Below are 19,482 nucleotides of genomic sequence, written 5' to 3'. Positions count from 1 at the left end.
AGGTAAAAGAATCGTTTACCTCTCCAACTCCCTAAAAAAAGCCGCCCCATGGACTCCCCACGTCTAAAATCCCTCCTTTGCGCCCTTGCTGCCTGCACCCTGTGGGCCGCGCCTGCCTCCTCCCAAGCAGCCACCGTCCTCTACAGCACGGACTTCAACGCTCCCACCTACTCCAACATTGCCTTGGCCGGTCAAGATGGCTGGTCCGCCATCAGCGGTGCCGGAACCAATAGCCCGGTAGTCTCCAATTCCGCCACCGACGGAACGATCAGCTTGACCACTTCCGGCGAAGACCTGAGGCACACCTTCACTCCTGCCGTCACCAGCGGCAGCATCTACATGCTGGCGGAGATTACCGTGGGATCCGCTCAGGCGACCGGCGACTACTTCCTGCACTTGGGCGACGGTGGAGCGAACAACTTCTACGCCCGCACCTTCATTAAGAGCTCTGGTGCCGGCTTCGTCATGGCGCTCGGCACCGGCTCGGGAGCCGTGACCTACGGTACCACCGTCTTGAGCTTCGGCCAGTCTTACTCGATTCTGGTGCGCTACGACGTGGTCAGCGGCACCGGCAATGACACCGGCGCGTTGTTCATCAACCCAACAACCGAAGATGGCACCGGCGATACAGCCTATGTCGCCGCGACCACCATCGGAACCGACGCCACCTCGCTCGCTTCGGTCCACTTCCGCCAAGGCGCTGCGGGCTCAGCCGCAGGCCTGACAGTCGACAGCGTCTCGGTCTACGTCGTTCCGGAACCTGCCACGGCCCTGCTCGGGGGCATTGGCCTCTTGGCCCTCCTGCGCCGCCGCCGTCGCTAGGAAAATCGTTTTCTACCACCAAGCCCGGTCTGCCTCAGCAGCCCGGGCTTTTTTGTGGTCCGGTTATACCCATCCCCTCGCCCGCGCCTCTTCCATCGGCACCGGCTTGGCCTCGCACACCTCCCGCCAACCGGGAAAGTTCCACTTGTTCGGAAAGCCCCGGCACTGCTCCGGCTTCACCGGATGGATGCGGCATCCACCGGCCTCCAGCATGATGCATTCGTGATTGTCCTTTTCGATCAGGGACAGCCCGTTGCGATTGGTCCGCAGCCGGGTGTAGCGAGCGATGAACTCTTCCTCGGTCATGCCGAGAAAAGCAGAGATCGGGGCAATCTCATCTTCCTCGATCCGCACATCGCCCGGCCACTTGCAGCACGCGGTGCAGCGTTGGCAGACGTAGAAGCGCTCTGGATCCAGCAGCGTCTCGCGATTGCCCGGGCTGCCACTGGAAGGTTCACGAGTAGGTCCGGTCATCGCGCCACGTAGCTCTGCTGGTAGGCACGCTTGTAGTAGTAATCCACGCGACCGAGGAACCACCGCCACTTCGCGCCCGGCCGGCCATTATCCATCAGGAAATGCGGACAGTTCTTGTTCGGCGGATTCTTCCCGCGGCGCGGCCAGTGGTAGTGGGGCACCACGTTGCTGAGCGGGATACCGTTCTCATGCATCAGCTTGGCCGTGAGCTTCGCGGTACGCTCGATCGTGGCGGCTTGGTTATTGCCGCGGTTCTCGCACATCTCGATCCCGATCGAGTAGCGGTTGCCGGGACCATCGAAGTCCGCGTGTTCCCCCTGCTCGGTCACTGGCATGTGCTGGATCGCCACATGGTCATCCACCGTGAAATGCCAGATCAAATAGCCAATGCGGTTGCCACCCGGCCGCTTCGCCGAGCGCAGCGCGCCACGCTTCAGGGCCAGCGAATGCCGCTCCGCGTCCGCCGAATAATTCTGCGTCGAGTGGATCGTGATGTAGCGTGGCCTCATTGGCCGCACCACCTTCCGGCCGTGGGTTCCCTTGGCGACCATGTCCACCTTCAGGTTGATCTCGCGGGCGAGAGCGGAAGAAGACATCCCCCCTCCCGCCGTCACCGGATGCTGCGGCGAAGATCCCGGAGCAGGCACTCCGAATGACCCGACCACCTCGTCGCTTCCGTCGATGGGGCCGACCTGGCTGCAATGAAAGCACACTGCGCACAAAGCCAGCATCGCCACCACGAACGGATATTTCATGGCAAGGCGTTACCACGATCCCGATTCCCCGGAAAGCCCGAAGAGTAAGGGAAAGTGAAGCAATCGATCCTCCACGATGGCTCGCTCACTTCGGGCTCCACTCGCCCATCCAGTGCAACACCGGCTTCTCACCTTCGAAGCCGATGGGCAGCCAGATGTAGCGCGAGTCCGGCAGGTTGTCCTTGTTCCAGCGATCCGCCATGAAGATGAACTTGTCCGCCTTTCCAGCCACCGGGAGCACATAGGTTCCTTGGGATTGAAAGGTGATGTCAGCCTTCTCGCCCTGGCATGGATTCCCGAGTTCCTTCCATGGTCCCCAGATCGAATCCGCCACCGCCGAGCGCGCCGCATTCGGTGCCCACGCCGTACAGCCGGAGGCGATGATGTAATACTTGCCACCCCGTTTGAAAACCGCCGGCGCCTCCATCAACCGGCCGGGGAAGACGCGGGCAAACTTGCCGGTCGTCTTCAGATAGTCATCGGAAAGCTCGGAGATGTGCATCGTCGCATTGTCCTCCGAGGCGGCGAAGAGGTAACCCTTGCCATCATCATCCACGAACACCGTCAGATCACGGGCCATCTGCCCCTTTTCAAAATCGCGAGCCAGCGGTGACTTCGGATCCTTCTTGTCCTCTTCAGTCACATTCACCGGCCACACACCCTTGTCCGGACGGAAGCTGCCGAGATACTTGAAGGTCCCGTTCGGAGTGTCGGATACAGCCACGCCACAGCCCGCCGCCGCGTAATTGAGGCTGTCGGCATGGAACCACATCACGAACTTCTTGGTCTTCGCGTTGTAGATCACCTTCGGCCGTTCCAGAACCTTCCCGGGATGCAGGTCGCTCGCCGGATCGTTCACCGCCGGCAGCACATTCCCCTCCTTTTTCCACTTCAGCAGGTCGGTCGAGGAATAGCAGGAAACACCGGTCACATCGACGCGCGTGCCGCCCCACGACTTGTTCACGTCAGGCAGGTAGGTTTTGCCCTGCTTGATCTCGCCATACCAGTAGTAGGTCCCTTCGTGGAAAAGCATCCCGCCGCCGTGGGCATCGATCATCTTGCCCTCGGTATCGGGCCAAACTTCTCCGGAGCGGATGGACGTCATCGGTTCGGCAGCATGAAGGGTGGCGAAGAGCGCAGCCAAAGGAAGCACCCGGCACCCAACCGGAAGAAAAGCGGAAAGCAGATTCATGGTCGATGAGATCATTCGGATCCCCAGCTTCCCCCAGCCCGCGGCTGCCGTCCATCTTCCAATGCCCAAGCCCCCCAAACGTGGGGGAAGCCAACAGCCGTCACGGCTCAATCATCGTCGTTTTCATACCAATTCTATAGCACCACTGCAGAACCGGCAAAATCCAACCTGACTGCACTACCCTCGCCAAGTGCCCTCCACCGCCACCTCACGGAAAAGCACACGGTTTCCCCTCGCCCGCTCCTCCATCAGTGAATCCAGCATCTGCACCGCAGTGCGACCGATCTCTTCACTTCCGGGATCGACGCCTGCACTTCCGGCACCCGCCAGCGTGACCATCGTCACCCCATGGGGAACCTCGATCGCTTCAATCGTCGTCGCGTCGTCCGCCACAATGGCATCCAGTTCATTCGCTCTTACCCAGGCTCTGACTTTTGCCGATACCTTGCTTCCGCTCACGCCCGTGAGGTCCAGAATTGCCAAGTCATCGTCACCCGGCAGGCCGCGCTTCACCATCGGCAGACATTCCATCATGCAGTAGCCCGCCTGCCTGAGTAGCGAAGAACCGGTCAGGCAACCGATCCGCCGATGCCCCGCTTCGCGCAGCTTGCGGATCGCGAGCAGAAGGTTCGCCGCGGCCGATGGCACCACGCTGTGTCCCCGTGGTCCGTTGCAGCATCGTCCGAAACTCACCACCGCATACTTCTCCCAGGGAAACCCGTTCCATCCTTCCGATGAGACATGAGGCGGCACGATAAGCCCGCGAATATCACGGGTCTCCAGCACCTCATGCAAACGCTCGGCCGATAGCTCGGAGCCCAATCTGAATTCCTCCAGCCGGTAGCGTCTCTCTCCCGCCGCCGCGAAGGCACCAAGCCAGAAGCGCTCGACTTCAGGATGCGCCCGCAGCTCGCCGGGCTTCGACCAGGCATTCACCCAGGCAATCGCCCCACGCACTTGGCCGGTTCTCTTGCGATCCCGATAGGCGGACAACGCGAGCAACACCGGGTCACTGCGATAGCCCACCTTTTCGGCATAGACGCGAATCTCCTCCGACAGCGATGCTGAAACCCGTCGGCTATGGCGCAGCGCAAGCGACACCGTCACGTGACTGACGCCGAAGTGCCGCGCGATGTCCCGCTGGCTTATCGGCTCACGGATCGCCTCTGCATCCAGCGTCCCGTTCATCGTGCGATCCCCAGGTTGCGGTTGATCTCGGCGGCGCTCGCCAGCAACGCCTTCAGATAACGTGGCGCGTTCTTCTCGCCGCTCTTGGTGCCGGAGAGATACGAAATGACCAGGGCACCCGCGACTTCGGAACCCGGAACGCCCACCGGCACTGAAATGTCCGTCACGCCCTCTGTTAGACCGCTCGCCGTCTGAAGATGCGTGGCTCCATTCAATTCAGAAAGTGTCTTCAACATCCGTTCGCGCTCCGCCCTCGAGGCCTCCGCGAAGTCGTCGAGTTGGTTCAGGAATTCCTCCCGCCCTCGCTCGGGCCATTGCGCTAGCAGCAGCTTGCCGGAGGTCGTTCGTAGCACCGGCATCCGCGACCCCTCGCCAACCGCGAGGCACACCTGACACGAGGGCATGCGCTCCATCAGCACCATCAGGTTCACCCCATTGACCACGCTGAGGTGGCACGCCTGCCCCACCGACTCACAGAGCATCTCCATCGGCAACCGCGCTGCCTTCAGCAGCAACGTCGTCGAATTCTGCCGATGACTCAGCTCGTAGAGGCGCAGCGTCAGCCGGAATTTCCCCGTCCCCTCCTCGCGCATCACATAGCCCCGCTCCTCCAGACACATCAGCATCCGGTAAATCTCCCCCGGCGTCCGCCCCAGCGCCCGCGCGATCTCAAGCTGTCCCAGCGGCACCATCTCATTCGAAAGGTGCTCCAGGATATCGAGCCCCTTGTCCAAGGCAGGCGCGCCGTAGCGTCGTGGCGGTGAAAGTGTCGCGGTGTCCATTTCCCTCTCTTTTCACCAGTGCATTTTAATTTCACATTTGAATCAAGCAGGAAATCCCTCCTTGGGGGTGCTGAGGCAACAGGATCCTCAGAACGACGCGGAGTCCCTAGAGGAACCTACGACCTAGTGGTTAACGCCTCGATAGACTCACCTGATTTAGGTTCTGGCGTATAAAGAGCGCCGATCTCGGACCCAGGACCAATTGGTTAAAAGGTCGTGAAGGGGTGGGATTCGAACCCACGGTTCGTTTCCCAACCTGATCATTACGAATGACCTGCTCGGTCCTTCGGATCAGCCACAGAGTCCCCATATTGTGAGGAAATACTCCCACCGGGAATCGAACCCAGATCTAGAGTTTAGGAAACCCTTGTTCTATCCGTTGAACTATGGGAGCGGAGCGGCGGGAGGCTAGCGGTGGGGTTGGCAGGCTGGCAAGCCCAAGGGCTTGCCGGGGACCGCGGAGATGTGGAAAGTCCCGGCGCGCATGAGCGAAGCTGCCGATGATACCCCCAAACCCCCGAACCTGAGGCACCGGGTGCAGTATGCGGCTTTCCGGGCGGCGGAAGGGCTGCTTTCGCTGGTCTCGCTGGAAACCACGGTCCGGGTCGGCCAGGGGCTGGGGTTGATCGCTTGGGCGCTGTTCCCGAAGTGGCGCAAGCTGGTCGCCCGCAACCTGCGGATTGCCACCGCGGCCGAGGCTCCGGATGAAGCGGAAATCCGCCGCCGGGTCCGCGAAACCTTCAGGCGCGCCGGCAATAATATGCTCAGTAGCCAGCGCGCCGCGCTGATGACGCCGGAGCAGTTGGAAAATCACATCGAATTCGAGGGATTGGAACACCTGCTAGGTCCGGTCCACGCTGGCCGCGGCGTGGTGCTGGTGTGGTCCCACATGGGAAATTGGGAAGTGCTCGCCCAGCTCGTGAAAACCCTCGGTCCCAATGCCAAGGGCGGACCGATTTTCCGGAGGCTCGAAAACCCGCTTCTCGACGAACTGACCGTAAAGCGCCGGACGCAGCAGGGCGCGGTGCTCTTCGACAAGCATGATGGTTTCAACGGTCCCGCGGCACTTCTCCGCGAGGGTGGCGTCGTCACGGTGATGACCGACCAGCGTGCGGGCGGCCATGGCGAGCTGTGCCCCTTCTTTGGCCGCCTTTCCTCCTGCACTCCCCTGCCCGCCCTGCTCGCCCGCCGCACCGGTGCCGCCATGGTGACGCTCTCGGTTTTTTGCGTCGGCACCGGCCGTTGGCGGCTGAAGCTGCGCCCGGTGCCGGAAAAGGCCCGCACCGCTGAGGTCGTCGCGCATTTGGAAACCGCGATGCGCGACCGGTTGACCGATGTCTTCTGGTTTCACGACCGCTGGCGCATCGACAAGGCGCGCCCGCTTTGCTTCTTCGCCAAACAAGCACCGGCCGAACCCGCCCTCGCGGCCACGGTGCCGACCCGCTTTGCCGTCACCCTGCCCGATGGCAAGCCCGAGGCGGTGGAGACGCTGGTCACGTTGCTTGAACTGCGGCCGGATGTGCGGATCGATGTCCTCGACCCCGGCAATCTGCCAGCGCTGCCTGACGACTCGCGGATTGTGCGCTTTCCTTGGGACCGCGAGGTGCCCGGACATCTCGGCGATGGCCTGTTAGAGCAGTGTGATGCATCGCACCCGGTTCCCCTGGATTTCGTGCTGCTACTTGGCGGGGAGCTATCCATCGCCGAGGCTGCAAAGCGAATGGGGCTGCGCGCCATCCTCGGTGCCGGGGTCACCGGCAAGCCGTGGACCAAGACCTTTCCAACGCCCTCCGATGCCGAGGGCTGGCGGCGGATGGCTGAGGATATGGTGCTCACCACAAAGAACCGCAAAGCATGACTCCGCTGGAGATCCATGTCCTGTCCGACGGCAAGCCAGGCCACGAGAACCAATCCTACGGGCTGGCCGAAGCGATCGGCCGCTTGCGACCGGTGACCACGTCAAAGATCCATCTCGCCGGGTTACGAGGCCCTTTCTCGCGGCTGAAAAAGGCGTTCAAGGAAACAAAGCAACTGCCCAAGCCCAGGCTCTTGGTCGGGGCGGGCCACGCGGTCCATCCGGCCTTGTTGGCCTTGTCACGCGCGCATGACGTCCCGTGCGTGCTGATGATGAAGCCGACCTTGCCCGCGGCGCTTTTCGATCTGTGTCTGGTGCCCGAGCACGACTTGGGAGGACGCGAGCCGCAGGATCACGTGATTCCCACCATCGGTGCGCTCAATCGTGTGCCACCTCCCGATGGACGGCCACGGCATGGCGGATTGATTCTGTTAGGCGGGCCATCCTCATCACATGGCTGGGACGCGGCGGAAGTGGAAGCGGCGATTTGCGAGATCGTTTCCGCCGACAAGGATCGTCCTTGGCGAGTCACCGATTCGCGACGCTCTCCGGCAGGAACCTTGGACTCATTGACCAAGGCCTGCCCGGCCCTGGCCGCCTTTCCCCATTCCGAAACCGGTCGCGACTGGCTGCCGCAGATGCTGGCGGAGGCCGCCGAGGTCTGGGTGACCGAGGAAAGCATCTCCATGATCTACGAGGCCCTTAGTAGCGGCGCGAAGGTCGGACTACTGCCTGTGCCCGCCACCAAGAAAGCCGGCCGGGTGGCGCGCGGCATCGAGCGACTGGCGGAAGAAGGATTCGTCACTCGCTTTGCCGACTGGTCGCCATCGACCGGCTTGGCCGAGGCACCGCAAGTGCTTCGCGAGGCCGACCGCTGCGCTGCCATTGTGCTGGAAAGACTCATCTCGCCATCCTCATGAAGGTGCTCCAAATGATCCCCGAAATGGAGTCCGGCGGCGTCGAACGCGGCACGCTGGAGCTCGCCCGTCATCTGGGAGAGCTCGGCCACGAATCGCTGGTCGTCTCTGGCGGCGGCAAAATGCTCCAGCAGCTCGAAGCCTGCGGCACCCGCCACATCACGATGCCGGTCGGCCGCAAGCGCCTGTCATCTCTGCTGCTGGTATCGAAGCTGCGACGTCTCTTTGCAGAGGAGAAGCCGGACGTCCTTCACCTGCGTTCGCGAGTGCCCGCATGGCTGGCTTGGCTCGCGTGGCGTGGCATGGACCCGGCGACACGACCACGTTTGGTGACCACGGTCCACGGCTTCAACTCGGTGAACCGCTACTCCGAGATCATGACCTGCGGCGAGCGGGTGATCTGCGTTTCGGAGAGCATCCGCGATCATGTTCTGAAGCACTACCCGAAGGCCTCACCGGACAAGCTGCGAGTCGTTCACCGAGGTATCGATCCCGCCGACTACCCCCATGGCTATGAGCCATCGAACGAATGGAAAGCAGGCTTCTTCCACGAATTTCCCGAGACGCACGGCAAGCACCTCCTCACCCTGCCCGGCCGGATCACCCGGTTGAAGGGACACGAGGACTTCGCGAAGATCTTGAAAGCATTGTCCCCGGATGAGCGCCTGCATGCGGTGATTGCCGGTGGAGCACATCCGAAGAAGGCTGCATATCTGGACGAGATCCGCGCCCTGTTCACGGTGGAAGGCTTGGCCGAGCGAGTGACATTCACGGGTGGGCGTTCGGACCTGAAGGATATCCTTGCCATCTCATCCGTGGTCCTATCGCTCACGACACAGCCCGAGTCCTTCGGACGCACCACTCTGGAAGCGCTCGGCTTGGGCATCCCGGTCGCCGGATACGATCATGGCGGCGTGGGAGAGCAGTTAGCCCTACTCTATCCTGCAGGCCGCATTCCAGCGAATGATCCTGCCGCTGCCGTGCCTGTGGTGAGGCGTTTGTTAGAGGATCCGCCACCCGTGCCGACGGACCATCCCTTCACGCTGCAAGCGATGCTGGAAGGGACCATGGCCGTCTATGACGAGCTGAAACGATAGGCCATATCGTGCAGCGCGGCGTCCACTACCGGCGCTCCCGCATTCACGGATGAAACGGCCAGATCAGCGGGATCAGCAGGCAAGAGACGATCCAGCAGATGAAGTTCAGCGGGATGCCGACGCGCAGGAAGTCGGTGAATTTGAAGCCGCCGGGACCATAGACCATCATGTGCGTCTGGTAGCCCATGGGGAGGGCAAAGGCAGTCGAGGCCGCGACGGTCACGCCCATCACATACGGCCAATGGCTGACGCCGAGGCTGTGGGCGAGCGTTACCACGATGGGCACCATCATCACCGCCGTGGCGTTATTCGAGAGCACCTCCGTAAGGAGAATGGTGAGAAGGAATACCAACCACAGCATCACCAGCGGCATCCACTGTGGAGCCACGAAGCCCCCTGCCACGGTCACCAAACCCTCGGCCAACCATTTCGCGGTGCCCGTCGACTGCATCGCCATACCGAGGCCTAACAAGCCGTAGAGCATCAGCAGCACCTGCCAATCGATGCTGGCATAGGCCTCGCGTGGCGTGACGATCTTCGACCACAGCAGGATCAGCGCGCCGACCATGGCCGCGTAGTGGATCGGGATGACAGGTGCCTTGGGGAACAGATTTCCTTCGCCACAAAGGAGATCGGTCAAGGTAGCGACAACCACCACACCAATCAGCACAGCCCACGAAACCCAGGCATGATGCGGAGGCTTCTTGTTCTCAGTCGACACCGGCGTGTCCTCCGGCGCATCGGTCAGGATAAAGTCACGGGTCGCCTCAAGGGTATCGAGATTATTGAGCCCCGTGATGACCAGCAGCGTGTCCCCTGCATCCAGCGGAATCTCGGCGAGCTGATGGGTGATGTTTACCCCATTGCGATGCACCGCCATCACGACGCTATTGTAGCGTTGGCGGAAATCCGACCGGGCCAGTGTTTGGCCAGCAAGCGAAGACTCGTCACGAACCACGAGCTCGGTCACCACACCATCGATAGTCGAAAGCAAACTCGCGCCGATTTCCGCACAGAGATCCTCGGCTTTGCCCGCCTTCGCCCTGCGACCATGCAGGGCGATCAGGAAGCGGTCGTTCTTCTCGATCGTCAGCGTATTGAGTGCGTGCATTTCCCGCGCACCTTTGCGGCGGACTTCCATGATGTGGACATGCCGGCCGTGATCAAACAGCGGGGTTTCACTCAGCCGCTTGCCGATCAGTGGCGAATTCTCGCCGATCAGAATGTGATAGAGCGGCGTCGCGCGATCCTTGATGTCCAAGCTGCCTGAAATCGTGGTCCGCGATGGGATCAGCTTCGGCCCGAAGATCGAGAGATAGGCAACGCCTGCGATCGACAGCGGGATGCCGATGGGGGCGAGCTGGAACATCGTCATCGGCTCCATCTTGAGATCCTTCAGCGTGCCGTTGACGAGCAGGTTGGTGGAGGTGCCGATCAGGGTGCAGACGCCACCGAGAATGGAGCAGTAGGACAGCGGCATCAGCAGCCGGGACGGCGCAAAATCTCGGGAACGAGCGAAGCCAAGCGCCACCGGCAGCAGGATTGCCACGATGGCGGTATTATTCATCCAGGCACTGAAAAAGCAGGTCAGGATGGAGAACCCGAGGATCGCGAGGCGGATATTGCTCGGCAGCTTGTCCCGCAGCACACGGCCGATGTGATCGACCGCCCCGGACGCCTCCAGGGCACCGCCGATGATGAAAAGCGCAGCGATCGCCAACGGCGCCTCGTTTTTGAAGACCGAGGTCATCTCGTTCATGCCGACCAGCCCGAGCGCGACAACGCCGCACAGCACCGTCAGGGCGATCACATCCGGGGCCGCCCACTCGCGGATGAACGCGATCAGCGTCAAGGCGATGACCGCCAAGGTCAGGCCGATTTGGAAAGTCATCATGGGATTTTTCGTCTCCCCGTGTGGGGTCGACCGGCCCCGGCCATGCACCGGGAGGCCGGAAATGGCAAGCCCCGGACAAGCCATCACCGCGGGGACGCATTCGGGATTGGCCAGCGGGAAATCCTCCGTCACGCTCACCGCCAGCCGCTTTCCCGAAATGCCCTACCTCGTCACCATCGGCCTCGAAGTCCACTGCCAGGTCAAGACGCGCACGAAGATGTTCTGCGCCTGCGAAACCTCCTTCGGCGAGGAGCCGAATACCCGCACATGCCCGGTCTGCCTCGGCCTCCCCGGCGCCCTGCCGGTCCTGAACCGCTACGCCATTGAGAAGACCCTGCTCGCCGGCCTGCTGCTGGATTGCGGATCGCCCGAAATCTCCCGCTGGGACCGGAAGAGCTACTTCTACCCGGACATGCCGAAGAATTTCCAGACGACGCAGATGGACTTCCCCCTCTGCCTCGGCGGCGCCGTCCCCCTCTACGATCACTGCTACCCGACCGACGCACGGAAGAACATCGCCCGCCCCGGTCACAAGGTGCGCCTGAACCGCATCCACCTTGAAGAGGACGTCGCGAAGTCAACGCACCTCGGGAGCTCCTCACTCATCGACTTCAACCGCGCCGGCACGCCACTGATGGAAATCGTCACTGAGCCCGACCTTGAATCCGGCGAAGAAGCCGGTGCCTACTTGCGCTCGCTCCAGATGATCCTGCAACAGGGCGGCATTTCCGATGCCGACATGGAAAAGGGCCAGATGCGCTGCGACGTGAATATCTCCCTGCGCCTAAAGGAAAACGATCCACTCGGCGCGAAGGTCGAGCTGAAGAACCTCAACTCCATCTCCGCCGTCCGTCGCGCCATCGCGCACGAGGTCGAGCGCCAGGCCGAGGAACTCGACGCAGGCATCGCACAGATCCAATCGACCCGCCGCTGGGATGACGACCGCGGTGAAACGCAACTCATGCGAACGAAGGAAGATGCGCACGACTACCGCTACTTCCCATGCCCCGACCTGCTACCAATCGTCACCGCGCCCATCTTGGAAAAGGTCCGCCCGCTGCTGACCGAGCGCCCGCACGAACGCTCGGCACGCTACGAAGCCGACTACGGCGTGAGCGCCTACGATGCCTCGGTCCTGTCCTCTGATCTTCCTCTCGCAAAATACTTCGAAGCCCTCGCCGCCACCGGCGTCCCCGGCAAGAAGGCTGCAAACTTCCTGCTCAACAACCTGCTCGGAGCACTCAACGACCGTTCCGTGGCCATCTCCGACTCGCCGCTTTCCGCGGAGAAAACCGGCGCGCTGTTAGGTTTGGTCGAAAGCGGAGCCCTCGCCTCAAGTCAGGCGAAGGAAGTCCTCGCCGTGCTGCTCGATGCGCCCGACAAAGACCCCGCCGCAGTGGCAAAGGAGCTCGGATTCGAGCCCGCCGATGCTGGCGAACTTGACGCACTGTGCGACCAAGTCATCGCCGCCAATCCCAAGCAAGTTGAGGAGATCAAAGGGGGCAATGAGAAGCTCCTGAACTTCCTCACCGGCCAAGTAATGAAAGCGTCCTCCACCAAGCCGAACCCGAAGCAGGTGACGGATCTCCTGAAGGGAAAGCTCCAGTAACGGCGTGGCCTCCCGCGATTCCAATTTCTGCATCGCTCCCGATGAGATCAGACAACTGATCCCGCCGATGGGGTCCTGTTTTGCAACGGACCGCATTACCATTGACGGTTTGAAAGTCGGCTACATGTATCGCCAGGAGCCAGACAACGAGATCGACTCCGGTTGGCGCTTTCTCTCCGGCGATGAAAGCCAAGAGTATGCAGACATGCCCACGAATTGGGCGCTCTATGAGGTCAACACGATCTGCAACTACGACCCGGCGATTATTCCCCATCTTGGCAGCCCGGCAGGCTCTGCGTTCGGGCGGATTGAAGGAACAGACCGTTTTGAGGAAGAAGAACTGGATCAGGAAGAAGCGTGAGGAATGCATGAGATGAAGATCACCGACCTCAATCCTCCCGACTTTTCCGCCGAACCCTAGCCCAACTCCGGCGGAATCCTCCGCCCTCTCTCCATGCTCTACCACGGCGATTGTTTGAAAGTTCTACCAACCTTGGCCGAGGGTTCGGTGGATCTCGTCGTCACGTCGCCGCCGTATAATCTCGGCATCAATTACCGCAGCTTCGACGACACTGCAGGACGCGCCGAGTTTATCGAATGGTGCAAGGCTTGGGCGGCTGAGCTGAAGCGCGTCCTAACAGACGACGGCTCCTTCTTCCTCAACGTCGGCGCTGCCCCCGCGAATCCCCTGATGCCGCACCAGATCGTGCTCGCATTCACCGAGGGGCCCGGCGCGCTTTTCACTCTCCAGAACACCTTCCACTGGATCAAGTCGATCACCGTCGAGACCCGCGGCGGAGAGCAGATCAGCGCCGGGCACTTCAAGCCGATCAACTCACAACGCTTCGTCAACGACTGCCACGAATACGTCTTCCACCTGACCAAATCCGGCAACGTGAAGCTCGATCGCCGCGCTGCTGGGGTTCCGTATCAGGACAAGTCGAACATCGCGCGCTGGGGACACACCGGAGGAGTCGACAAGCGTTGCCGCGGGAACACCTGGTTCATCCCCTACGACACCATCAAGTCCCGCGAAAACGACCGCCCCCATCCAGCCAGCTTCCCGATCGCACTGGTGGAGCAATGCATCCGCCTCCACGGTAAGGGCGAAGAGACGCGTTTGCTGGATCCGTTCCTGGGAATCGGCAGCTCCGCCGTGGCGGCGAAACGCCAGGGCGTGAAGGAGTTCACCGGCATCGAGTTGGACGACTACTACCTGTCCGTCACGAAGGATCGACTGGAAGAGCCGGTGGCTTAAGCCCCGACTTCCGGATCGAAGTCCTTCGGCGCACGGACGATCCGGTCAATCGGCAGCTTCGTCACGATGTTACCGCCGCTGCTGCGGCCCTTGATCGGGACTTCGCCGAAGTTGAAGGGACGGCTGACATTCTTCAGACGCAGGGCCGGCTTGATGTGGACGATCAGCATCTGCTCCGCGCTCTCCGCTTCGCTCTTGTGAACGGCGAAGTAGAAGATCCGGCTGCCCGGCGTGCCCTTCATCAGGTCATACTCCTTGTCGCGGGTGACACCGCCAACCCGGAAGCGCTTGGCGAGGATCGCGCCTTCCTTTCCGTCGCGATAGATCAGTGAGTAGATGAGATCCTCATCCTTTTTCAAGATCGCCACCCGCAACGGGCGCTGGCCGACGAAGAATTTGTCCGCCACCTTCACGATCCGCATCTTGCCGTCCTGGCCGAAAATGATGACATCATCGAGCGTGGAGCACCTCTCAAGCGGCGTCTCCTTCTTCAGGCCGTAGCCGGCGAAGCCGTTCTTGTCGTCGAGGTAGAGCGTCTCGGTGGCGAGGATGACCTGGCTGCGATCGACACGGTCGAAGGTGGTGATCTCCGTCTTCCGCTCGCGGCCCTTGCCATACTTCTTTTTCAAGTCCTCAAACCAGCGGATGGTGTACTTCGTGAGTTGCTTGAGATTCTTCTCGGTCTCCTCGATGTCCTTCTCCAGCGCCTTGATCTCCTCGTCGGCCTTGAAGGAGTCGAACTTGGAGATGCGCTTGATCTTGATCTCGGTGAGGCGAACGATGTCTTCCTCGGTCACCTCGCGCTTGAGGAGCTTCTTAAAGGGCTTCAAGCCCCTGTCGATCGCACCGATCACGCCTTCCCACGTCGTCTCTTCTTCGATGTCGCGGTAAATGCGATTCTCAATGAAGATCTTCTCCAGCGAGCTGAAGTGCCACTTCTCGGCTAGTTCGCCGAGACGGATCTCCAGCTCCATGCGGAGTAGTTCCTTCGTATTCTCCGCATTGCGCTTGAGGATCTCGGTGACACCGAGGAACTGCGGCTTGTCATCGACGATGACGCACGCATTCGGCGAGAGGCTAAGCTCGCAATCGGTGAAGGCGTAAAGCGCGTCACGAAGGTTCTCAGCATCCACGCCAGACGGCAAATGGACGAGGATGTCCACCTCGGCCGCCGTATTGTCCTCGATCTTGGCGATCTTGATCTTCCCCTTGTCCGCAGCGGCGACGATGGAATCCATCACCGCGCCAGTGGTGGTGCCGAAGGGAATTTGTGTGATGCGAAGGATGCCCTTCTTCTCCGTCGAAATGCGCGCGCGAACCCGAACGCGGCCGCCACGCAGACCATCCTTGTAATCGGTCGCGTCCATGATCCCGCCAGTCGGGAAATCAGGCAGCAGTTCGAAAGGTTCCTTCCGCAAGGCCGCGATCGAGGCATCGATGAGCTCGATGAAATTGTGCGGCAGCATCTTGCAAGCAAGGCCGACCGCGATGCCCTCCACTCCCTGCGCGAGCAGCAGTGGGAACTTCACCGGCAGGGTGATCGGTTCCTTGTTGCGGCCGTCGTAGGACGGCGTCCAATCGGTCGTCTTCGGATTGAAGGTGATGTCGAGGGCGAACTTCGTGAGCCGGGCCTCGATGTATCGTGGGGCAGCCGCGCCGTCGCCGGTCAGGGTATTTCCCCAGTTTCCCTGGCAGTCGATGAGCAGGTCCTTCTGGCCGATCTGCACCATCGCGTCGCCGATGGAAGTATCGCCATGCGGGTGGTACTTCATCGTATTTCCGACGACGTTGGCCACCTTGTTGTAGCGGCCGTCGTCCAGCTCCTTCATCGAGTGGAGAATGCGCCGCTGGACGGGCTTGAGGCCGTCGTTGAGGTGCGGCACCGCGCGCTCGAGAATGACGTAGGAGGCGTAGTCGAGGAAGTAGTCGGAATACATCGCCTTCAGAGAGGCGTGCTGGTCCGGATCGGGCATCATGGAGGGCGGAGGCTGGGCCGTCCGGGCGGGGGGTGCAAGTGCGGAAGCGGACTGTGGCCAATCCGGCCGAAGACGTCGGATTTCAGTACAGAAAGTTCACTTTCAGCGGATTACGGGTCTTGAGGGCGAACCCGGCTCAGGCTCCCTTTTTGAGCCTTTCTACGACCTTCGGGCTTTCGAGCTCCTTCAAAGCATCCTTCCCGATCCAGCGGGCCGCCGGGTTCTCGGAAGCAGCGAGGCGTTTCGAGGTCTGAACTGCCGCCTTGTGGAGGGGCAAGCTCCGCTTGCCGGTGGCCCGCAGGGCCATGTTCACCGCCTTCTTCACGAAATTCCGCTCGTCGGTCGCCGCCTGCTCGATGAGCTGGAGCCCGCGGAAAAACGGCTCATCCTCGCCATCCCCGCCGGCCAGTCCCCACATCAGCGCAAAGGCCCCTCGCCGCTCGAACTCCTTCTTGCGCGAGGACCACGCTTCCACCTTTCCCCACGCATGGGGCACCCGCTTGAAAAGGGCGAAACAGACCGTGTCCACGACCGCCCAGTTATCGAAGTCCCGGAACCAATCGTCCATCTGCTTCGCGGTCACCTCGGCGGGATTGTCCACGTAGCAGGCCAGCAGACGCGCCTCATACCACCCGCTCGCCCACAGCTCGCCAGCGAGCGCATGGTTCTTCCCGAGGGACTTCGCCACCGCCTGCACGTCCCGCATCGCCACGCCGAAGGCATGGTCGGAGGGAATGGCGTAGCGGGCCATCCCCTCAAGGGTGGCTTGGGTAGCCCGCTCCTTGAGAGCAGCCAGCGCGGTTTCAAGACTCCCTCCCGGGGTTTTCTTCGCGGCCATATCTGACATAGGGCATCCCGCCCGATCCACGCAACGCCGCAGTCCTCGCTCCTCTCCGGCGACTGCACTTTTTTCAATCCATCCCTAACCCTTTTCGGGGGATTGCAGACTTCTCCTCCGCGGGGATTTGCTCAGGGTTCATTCCATGCGCCCTGCCCTCGCCTTGCTCCTGCTCGCATCCCTCGCCTGCGCCGATGACACGGCCTGGCCGACCGTCACGAACGAAGCCAAGCCATGGACCCGCTGGTGGTGGCTCGGCAGCGGCGTGGATGCAAAGAATCTGACCAGCGAGCTGGAGTCCTTTTCCAAGGCCGGCCTAGGCGGCGTGGAGATCTGTCCCATCTATGGCGCCAAGGGCTACGAAGACCGCGACCTGCCGTTCCTTTCCGACAAATGGACGGCCGCCTACGCCCATACCGCGAAGGAAGCCGCCCGGCTCGGCATGGGTGTGGACCTCACCACTGGCACCGGCTGGCCGTTCGGCGGACCATGGGTCGAGGAGAAGGACGCGTCGGCCTCGCTGGAAAACATCAAGGCTAAGGCAGAGGGAGGAAAGCCGTTCTCGCTGGCTCTGCCAAAGGGCAAGGTGGAAGCGCTTTCCGCATGGCCGGATCAGGGCGAACCGGTCGATCTGACCAGCCAAGTGAAGGACGGCAAGCTGGAGTGGACGCCCCCGGCGGGCAACTGGCGCATCCACGGCCTGGTCACCAAGCACGCCATTCAGAAAGTAAAGCGCGCCGCTCCCGGTGGCGCAGGTTGGGTGCTCGATCCCTTTTCACCCGCAGCCATCGAGTCCTACCTCAAGCCCTTCAGTGCCGCGCTCGACCGGCCGGATGTTCCCGAGCCCCGAGCGCACTTCCATGACTCCTTCGAGTACTATGGCGCGGAGTGGACCGATGATTTGCTCGCACAGTTCGAAAAGCTCCGCGGCTACGACTTGCGCTCGCAGCTCCCCGCCTTCCACGGCGAAGGCGATGCCGAAACCATCGCTCGCGTCCGCGCCGACTACCGCGAAACGCTCAGCGACCTACACCGCGAGTATCTCGCCAAGTGGCACGATTGGGCAAAGGAGCGTGGCAGCCTCACCCGCAACCAGGCCCACGGCTCCCCGGGTAATCTGTTAGACCACTACGCCGTCGCCGATATCCCCGAGACGGAGATCTTCCGCCACGTGGATGAAGCCCAGATTCCGATGCTCCAGTTCGCATCTTCAGCCGCGCACGTGACCGGCAAAAAACTCGTCTCAGCCGAAACCTTCACTTGGCTCGGCGAGCACTTCCAAGTCACACCCGCCCAGCTCAAGGAAGCCGCCGACTTCGTCTGGCTTGGCGGAGTGAATCACATCTTCTTCCACGGTATCCCCTACTCGCCCGAGGATGCTCCCTGGCCCGGCTGGCTTTTCTACGCCTCAACCCACATGGGCCCAAATGGCGGACTCTGGAAGGACCTTCCAGCCTTCACTGCCTACATGACCCGCGTGCAGTCGGTCCTCCAGTCAGGCAAGCCCGACGCAGAGGTGCTGCTCTATTTTCCGATCCACGACATCTGGAGCGATGGCAGCGAAGGCTTGCCGCTCTTCACGATGCACAACCAAGACAAGTGGCTGCAGCCCACGGAATTCTATCAGGCCGCGATGGATCTATGGAAAGCAGGCATCCCATGCGACTTCGTATCGGATCGAATGCTTGACGACATCAAAGTCGAGGATGCCCAATTGATCAGTGGCAAAGCCCGTTACCGCGAGCTCCTGATTCCCCCCTGCCGTCACTTGCCGGATTCTACCGCGAAAAGAATCGAAGCGCTCCAGCAACAAGGAGCCATCATCAAGTTGCTTTCGAGACAGTCCTTCGGTGGTTCGAGTCGGGCGCCCGGAATGCCTGCCGGGGCTCGCCTTCCTTCCATCCCCAGAGCCGATCCCGGCGATGCCAAGTCCGCCGCCGTGAAAGATGGCACGGCGTGTGAAGAGGCACTTGCCAGCCTCGGCATCCGCTTCATTCGCCGCACCCTGGACGACGGCCATGCCTACTTTCTCGTGAACTCTTCGGGCAAGCCAGTCGATGCCAAGATCAAGCTCGCCCGCTCGCATCAGTCCGCCGTTCTACTCGATCCCATGACCGGCAAGAGCGGCGTCGCCGAGACAAAGGACGGCATCCGTCTCGTCCTCGCACTCGGCGAATCTCGCATCATCCGCACCTACTCTAACAAGCAAGCCGAAGGCCCGCGCTGGACCGATCCAGAACCCGCCGGCACACCCATCGCGCTGACCGGCATGTGGAAGGTCAACTTCCTCGATGGCGGCCCAGCTTTGCCTGCTGCCTTTGAAACCTCGGCCCTCGGCTCATGGACCAATCAAGCAGGCGATGCTTACCAAAACTTCTCCGGCACCGCCCTCTACCGCCTGGAGTTCGACCTGCAGGAGAAAACTCCCGCCCTACTCGACCTCGGCGAGGTCGACCACACCGCAAAAGTGCGGATCAACGGCAAGGACGCCGGCACCTGCTGGGCACCTCCGCACCGGCTGGATGTCCGCGACCTGTTAGTCACCGGCAAGAACGTCCTTGAAGTTGAAGTGACCAACCTCGCTGCCAACCGCATCGCCGACCTCGACCGCCGCAAGGTCCCTTGGAAGGCATTCCACGAGATCAACTTCGTGAACATCGACTACAAGAACTTCGATGCCTCCGGCTGGAAGCCGTTGCCGTCAGGCCTGCTAGGCCCGGTCACGCTGGTGCCGGTGAAGTAATTGGGAGCTCCTGTTTTCCAAGCAACTGCGACATTTTTCCTAAGGGACCCTTCGGTTTTACCGAAGTCCTTCGAGGCACGAA

16 protein-coding genes and 2 tRNA genes are annotated in these 19,482 nt (G+C 61.6%); 8 read left to right on the top strand and 10 right to left on the bottom strand.

Going from position 1 to position 19,482, the window contains the following annotated elements; genetic code table 11:
• Positions 1-48: 48 nt before the first annotated feature.
• Positions 49-822 (top strand): PEP-CTERM sorting domain-containing protein, encoded by a 774-nt coding sequence (locus tag WKV53_RS17065; protein ID WP_341405985.1) that lies wholly within the window; start codon positions 49-51, stop codon positions 820-822.
• 63 nt (positions 823-885) lie between these two features.
• Here WKV53_RS17065 and WKV53_RS17060 read toward each other — a convergent pair whose 3' ends face one another.
• From WKV53_RS17060 to WKV53_RS17030, 7 genes are all read right to left on the bottom strand, one after another.
• On the bottom strand, positions 886-1,296 hold the full coding sequence (locus tag WKV53_RS17060) for a YkgJ family cysteine cluster protein (RefSeq protein ID WP_341405984.1): 411 nt from the start codon (positions 1,294-1,296) through the stop codon (positions 886-888).
• Entirely contained in the window at positions 1,293-2,051 is a 759-nt protein-coding gene (locus WKV53_RS17055; RefSeq protein WP_341405983.1) for a peptidoglycan recognition protein family protein, read from the bottom strand. Before WKV53_RS17055 ends, WKV53_RS17060 begins: the two co-directional genes overlap by 4 nt.
• An 85-nt stretch (positions 2,052-2,136) precedes the next feature.
• Positions 2,137-3,156, bottom strand: coding sequence for a glycoside hydrolase family 43 protein (locus WKV53_RS17050; RefSeq protein ID WP_341405982.1), 1,020 nt, complete (start codon positions 3,154-3,156; stop codon positions 2,137-2,139).
• Positions 3,157-3,420: 264 nt separating this feature from the next.
• Positions 3,421-4,431: a LacI family DNA-binding transcriptional regulator gene (locus WKV53_RS17045; protein WP_341405981.1), complete on the bottom strand. Its 1,011-nt coding sequence runs from the start codon at positions 4,429-4,431 to the stop codon at positions 3,421-3,423.
• The gene (locus WKV53_RS17040) at positions 4,428-5,213 is read right to left on the bottom strand and encodes an IclR family transcriptional regulator (RefSeq protein ID WP_341405980.1); all 786 of its coding nucleotides are present in this window, start codon (positions 5,211-5,213) and stop codon (positions 4,428-4,430) included. Before WKV53_RS17040 ends, WKV53_RS17045 begins: the two co-directional genes overlap by 4 nt.
• Before the next feature lie 220 nt (positions 5,214-5,433).
• Positions 5,434-5,521: transfer RNA gene (locus tag WKV53_RS17035), tRNA-Thr, on the bottom strand.
• Positions 5,522-5,535: 14 nt separating this feature from the next.
• Positions 5,536-5,607: transfer RNA gene (locus WKV53_RS17030), tRNA-Arg, on the bottom strand.
• 90 nt (positions 5,608-5,697) lie between these two features.
• Between WKV53_RS17030 and WKV53_RS17025 the strand changes: the two genes are divergently transcribed.
• Genes WKV53_RS17025 through WKV53_RS17015 form a run of 3 tightly spaced genes read left to right on the top strand, consistent with a single transcriptional unit; the run spans position 5,698 to position 9,082 of the window.
• A complete protein-coding gene (locus WKV53_RS17025) occupies positions 5,698-7,071 on the top strand; it encodes a lysophospholipid acyltransferase family protein (protein WP_341405979.1) in 1,374 nt (457 codons plus the stop codon).
• On the top strand, positions 7,068-7,988 hold the full coding sequence (locus tag WKV53_RS17020) for a mitochondrial fission ELM1 family protein (RefSeq protein WP_341405978.1): 921 nt from the start codon (positions 7,068-7,070) through the stop codon (positions 7,986-7,988). Before WKV53_RS17025 ends, WKV53_RS17020 begins: the two co-directional genes overlap by 4 nt.
• Positions 7,985-9,082 carry a glycosyltransferase family 4 protein gene (locus WKV53_RS17015; RefSeq protein ID WP_341405977.1) on the top strand — a complete coding sequence of 366 codons (1,098 nt, stop codon included), beginning with the start codon at positions 7,985-7,987 and terminating at the stop codon, positions 9,080-9,082. Before WKV53_RS17020 ends, WKV53_RS17015 begins: the two co-directional genes overlap by 4 nt.
• Before the next feature lie 43 nt (positions 9,083-9,125).
• Here WKV53_RS17015 and WKV53_RS17010 read toward each other — a convergent pair whose 3' ends face one another.
• A complete protein-coding gene (locus tag WKV53_RS17010; RefSeq protein WP_341405976.1) occupies positions 9,126-10,976 on the bottom strand; it encodes an SLC13 family permease in 1,851 nt (616 codons plus the stop codon).
• A 61-nt stretch (positions 10,977-11,037) separates the two neighbouring features.
• Here WKV53_RS17010 and gatB point away from each other — a divergent pair, with 61 nt between their 5' ends.
• The 3 genes from gatB (at position 11,038) to WKV53_RS16995 (ending at position 13,843) form a co-directional block, all read left to right on the top strand.
• Complete coding sequence (gene gatB / locus WKV53_RS17005; RefSeq protein ID WP_341405975.1) at positions 11,038-12,585, top strand: Asp-tRNA(Asn)/Glu-tRNA(Gln) amidotransferase subunit GatB; 1,548 nt, start codon at positions 11,038-11,040, stop codon at positions 12,583-12,585.
• A gap of 4 nt (positions 12,586-12,589) precedes the next feature.
• Positions 12,590-12,946: a DUF2185 domain-containing protein gene (locus WKV53_RS17000; protein ID WP_341405974.1), complete on the top strand. Its 357-nt coding sequence runs from the start codon at positions 12,590-12,592 to the stop codon at positions 12,944-12,946.
• 114 nt (positions 12,947-13,060) lie between these two features.
• Positions 13,061-13,843 (top strand): DNA-methyltransferase, encoded by a 783-nt coding sequence (locus WKV53_RS16995; RefSeq protein WP_341405973.1) that lies wholly within the window; start codon positions 13,061-13,063, stop codon positions 13,841-13,843.
• Here the strand turns inward: WKV53_RS16995 and WKV53_RS16990 are convergent.
• Both WKV53_RS16990 and WKV53_RS16985 read right to left on the bottom strand, forming a co-directional pair.
• Positions 13,840-15,819, bottom strand: coding sequence for a DNA gyrase/topoisomerase IV subunit A (locus tag WKV53_RS16990; RefSeq protein ID WP_341405972.1), 1,980 nt, complete (start codon positions 15,817-15,819; stop codon positions 13,840-13,842). The genes WKV53_RS16995 and WKV53_RS16990 overlap by 4 nt on opposite strands.
• Positions 15,820-15,955: 136 nt before the next feature.
• Positions 15,956-16,657, bottom strand: a complete 702-nt coding sequence (locus WKV53_RS16985) for a DNA alkylation repair protein (RefSeq protein ID WP_341405971.1) — start codon at positions 16,655-16,657, stop codon at positions 15,956-15,958.
• Between the two features lie 145 nt (positions 16,658-16,802).
• On the opposite strand from WKV53_RS16985, the gene WKV53_RS16980 reads away from it, so the two are divergent.
• A complete protein-coding gene (locus WKV53_RS16980) occupies positions 16,803-19,400 on the top strand; it encodes a glycosyl hydrolase (RefSeq protein ID WP_341405970.1) in 2,598 nt (865 codons plus the stop codon).
• Positions 19,401-19,482: the final 82 nt, after the last annotated feature.

Source organism: Luteolibacter sp. Y139, from assembly GCF_038066715.1.
GTDB classification, from domain to species: Bacteria; Verrucomicrobiota; Verrucomicrobiia; order Verrucomicrobiales; family Akkermansiaceae; genus Haloferula; species Haloferula soli.
Note: the sequence above shows the minus strand (reverse complement) of the source record. Positions and strands in the feature narration are given on the sequence as shown.

Bases quoted from the DNA above. Each gene is read 5' to 3' on its own strand.
- WKV53_RS17065 (WP_341405985.1), top strand. From the start codon at position 49: ATGGACTCCCCACGTCTAAAATCCCTCCTTTGCGCCCTTGCTGCCTGC.
- WKV53_RS17060 (WP_341405984.1), bottom strand. From the start codon at position 1,296: ATGACCGGACCTACTCGTGAACCTTCCAGTGGCAGCCCGGGCAATCGC.
- WKV53_RS17055 (WP_341405983.1), bottom strand. From the start codon at position 2,051: ATGAAATATCCGTTCGTGGTGGCGATGCTGGCTTTGTGCGCAGTGTGC.
- WKV53_RS17050 (WP_341405982.1), bottom strand. From the start codon at position 3,156: ATGACGTCCATCCGCTCCGGAGAAGTTTGGCCCGATACCGAGGGCAAG.
- WKV53_RS17045 (WP_341405981.1), bottom strand. From the start codon at position 4,431: ATGAACGGGACGCTGGATGCAGAGGCGATCCGTGAGCCGATAAGCCAG.
- WKV53_RS17040 (WP_341405980.1), bottom strand. From the start codon at position 5,213: ATGGACACCGCGACACTTTCACCGCCACGACGCTACGGCGCGCCTGCC.
- WKV53_RS17025 (WP_341405979.1), top strand. From the start codon at position 5,698: ATGAGCGAAGCTGCCGATGATACCCCCAAACCCCCGAACCTGAGGCAC.
- WKV53_RS17020 (WP_341405978.1), top strand. From the start codon at position 7,068: ATGACTCCGCTGGAGATCCATGTCCTGTCCGACGGCAAGCCAGGCCAC.
- WKV53_RS17015 (WP_341405977.1), top strand. From the start codon at position 7,985: ATGAAGGTGCTCCAAATGATCCCCGAAATGGAGTCCGGCGGCGTCGAA.
- WKV53_RS17010 (WP_341405976.1), bottom strand. From the start codon at position 10,976: ATGATGACTTTCCAAATCGGCCTGACCTTGGCGGTCATCGCCTTGACG.
- gatB (WP_341405975.1), top strand. From the start codon at position 11,038: ATGGCAAGCCCCGGACAAGCCATCACCGCGGGGACGCATTCGGGATTG.
- WKV53_RS16990 (WP_341405972.1), bottom strand. From the start codon at position 15,819: ATGATGCCCGATCCGGACCAGCACGCCTCTCTGAAGGCGATGTATTCC.
- WKV53_RS16985 (WP_341405971.1), bottom strand. From the start codon at position 16,657: ATGGCCGCGAAGAAAACCCCGGGAGGGAGTCTTGAAACCGCGCTGGCT.
- WKV53_RS16980 (WP_341405970.1), top strand. From the start codon at position 16,803: ATGCGCCCTGCCCTCGCCTTGCTCCTGCTCGCATCCCTCGCCTGCGCC.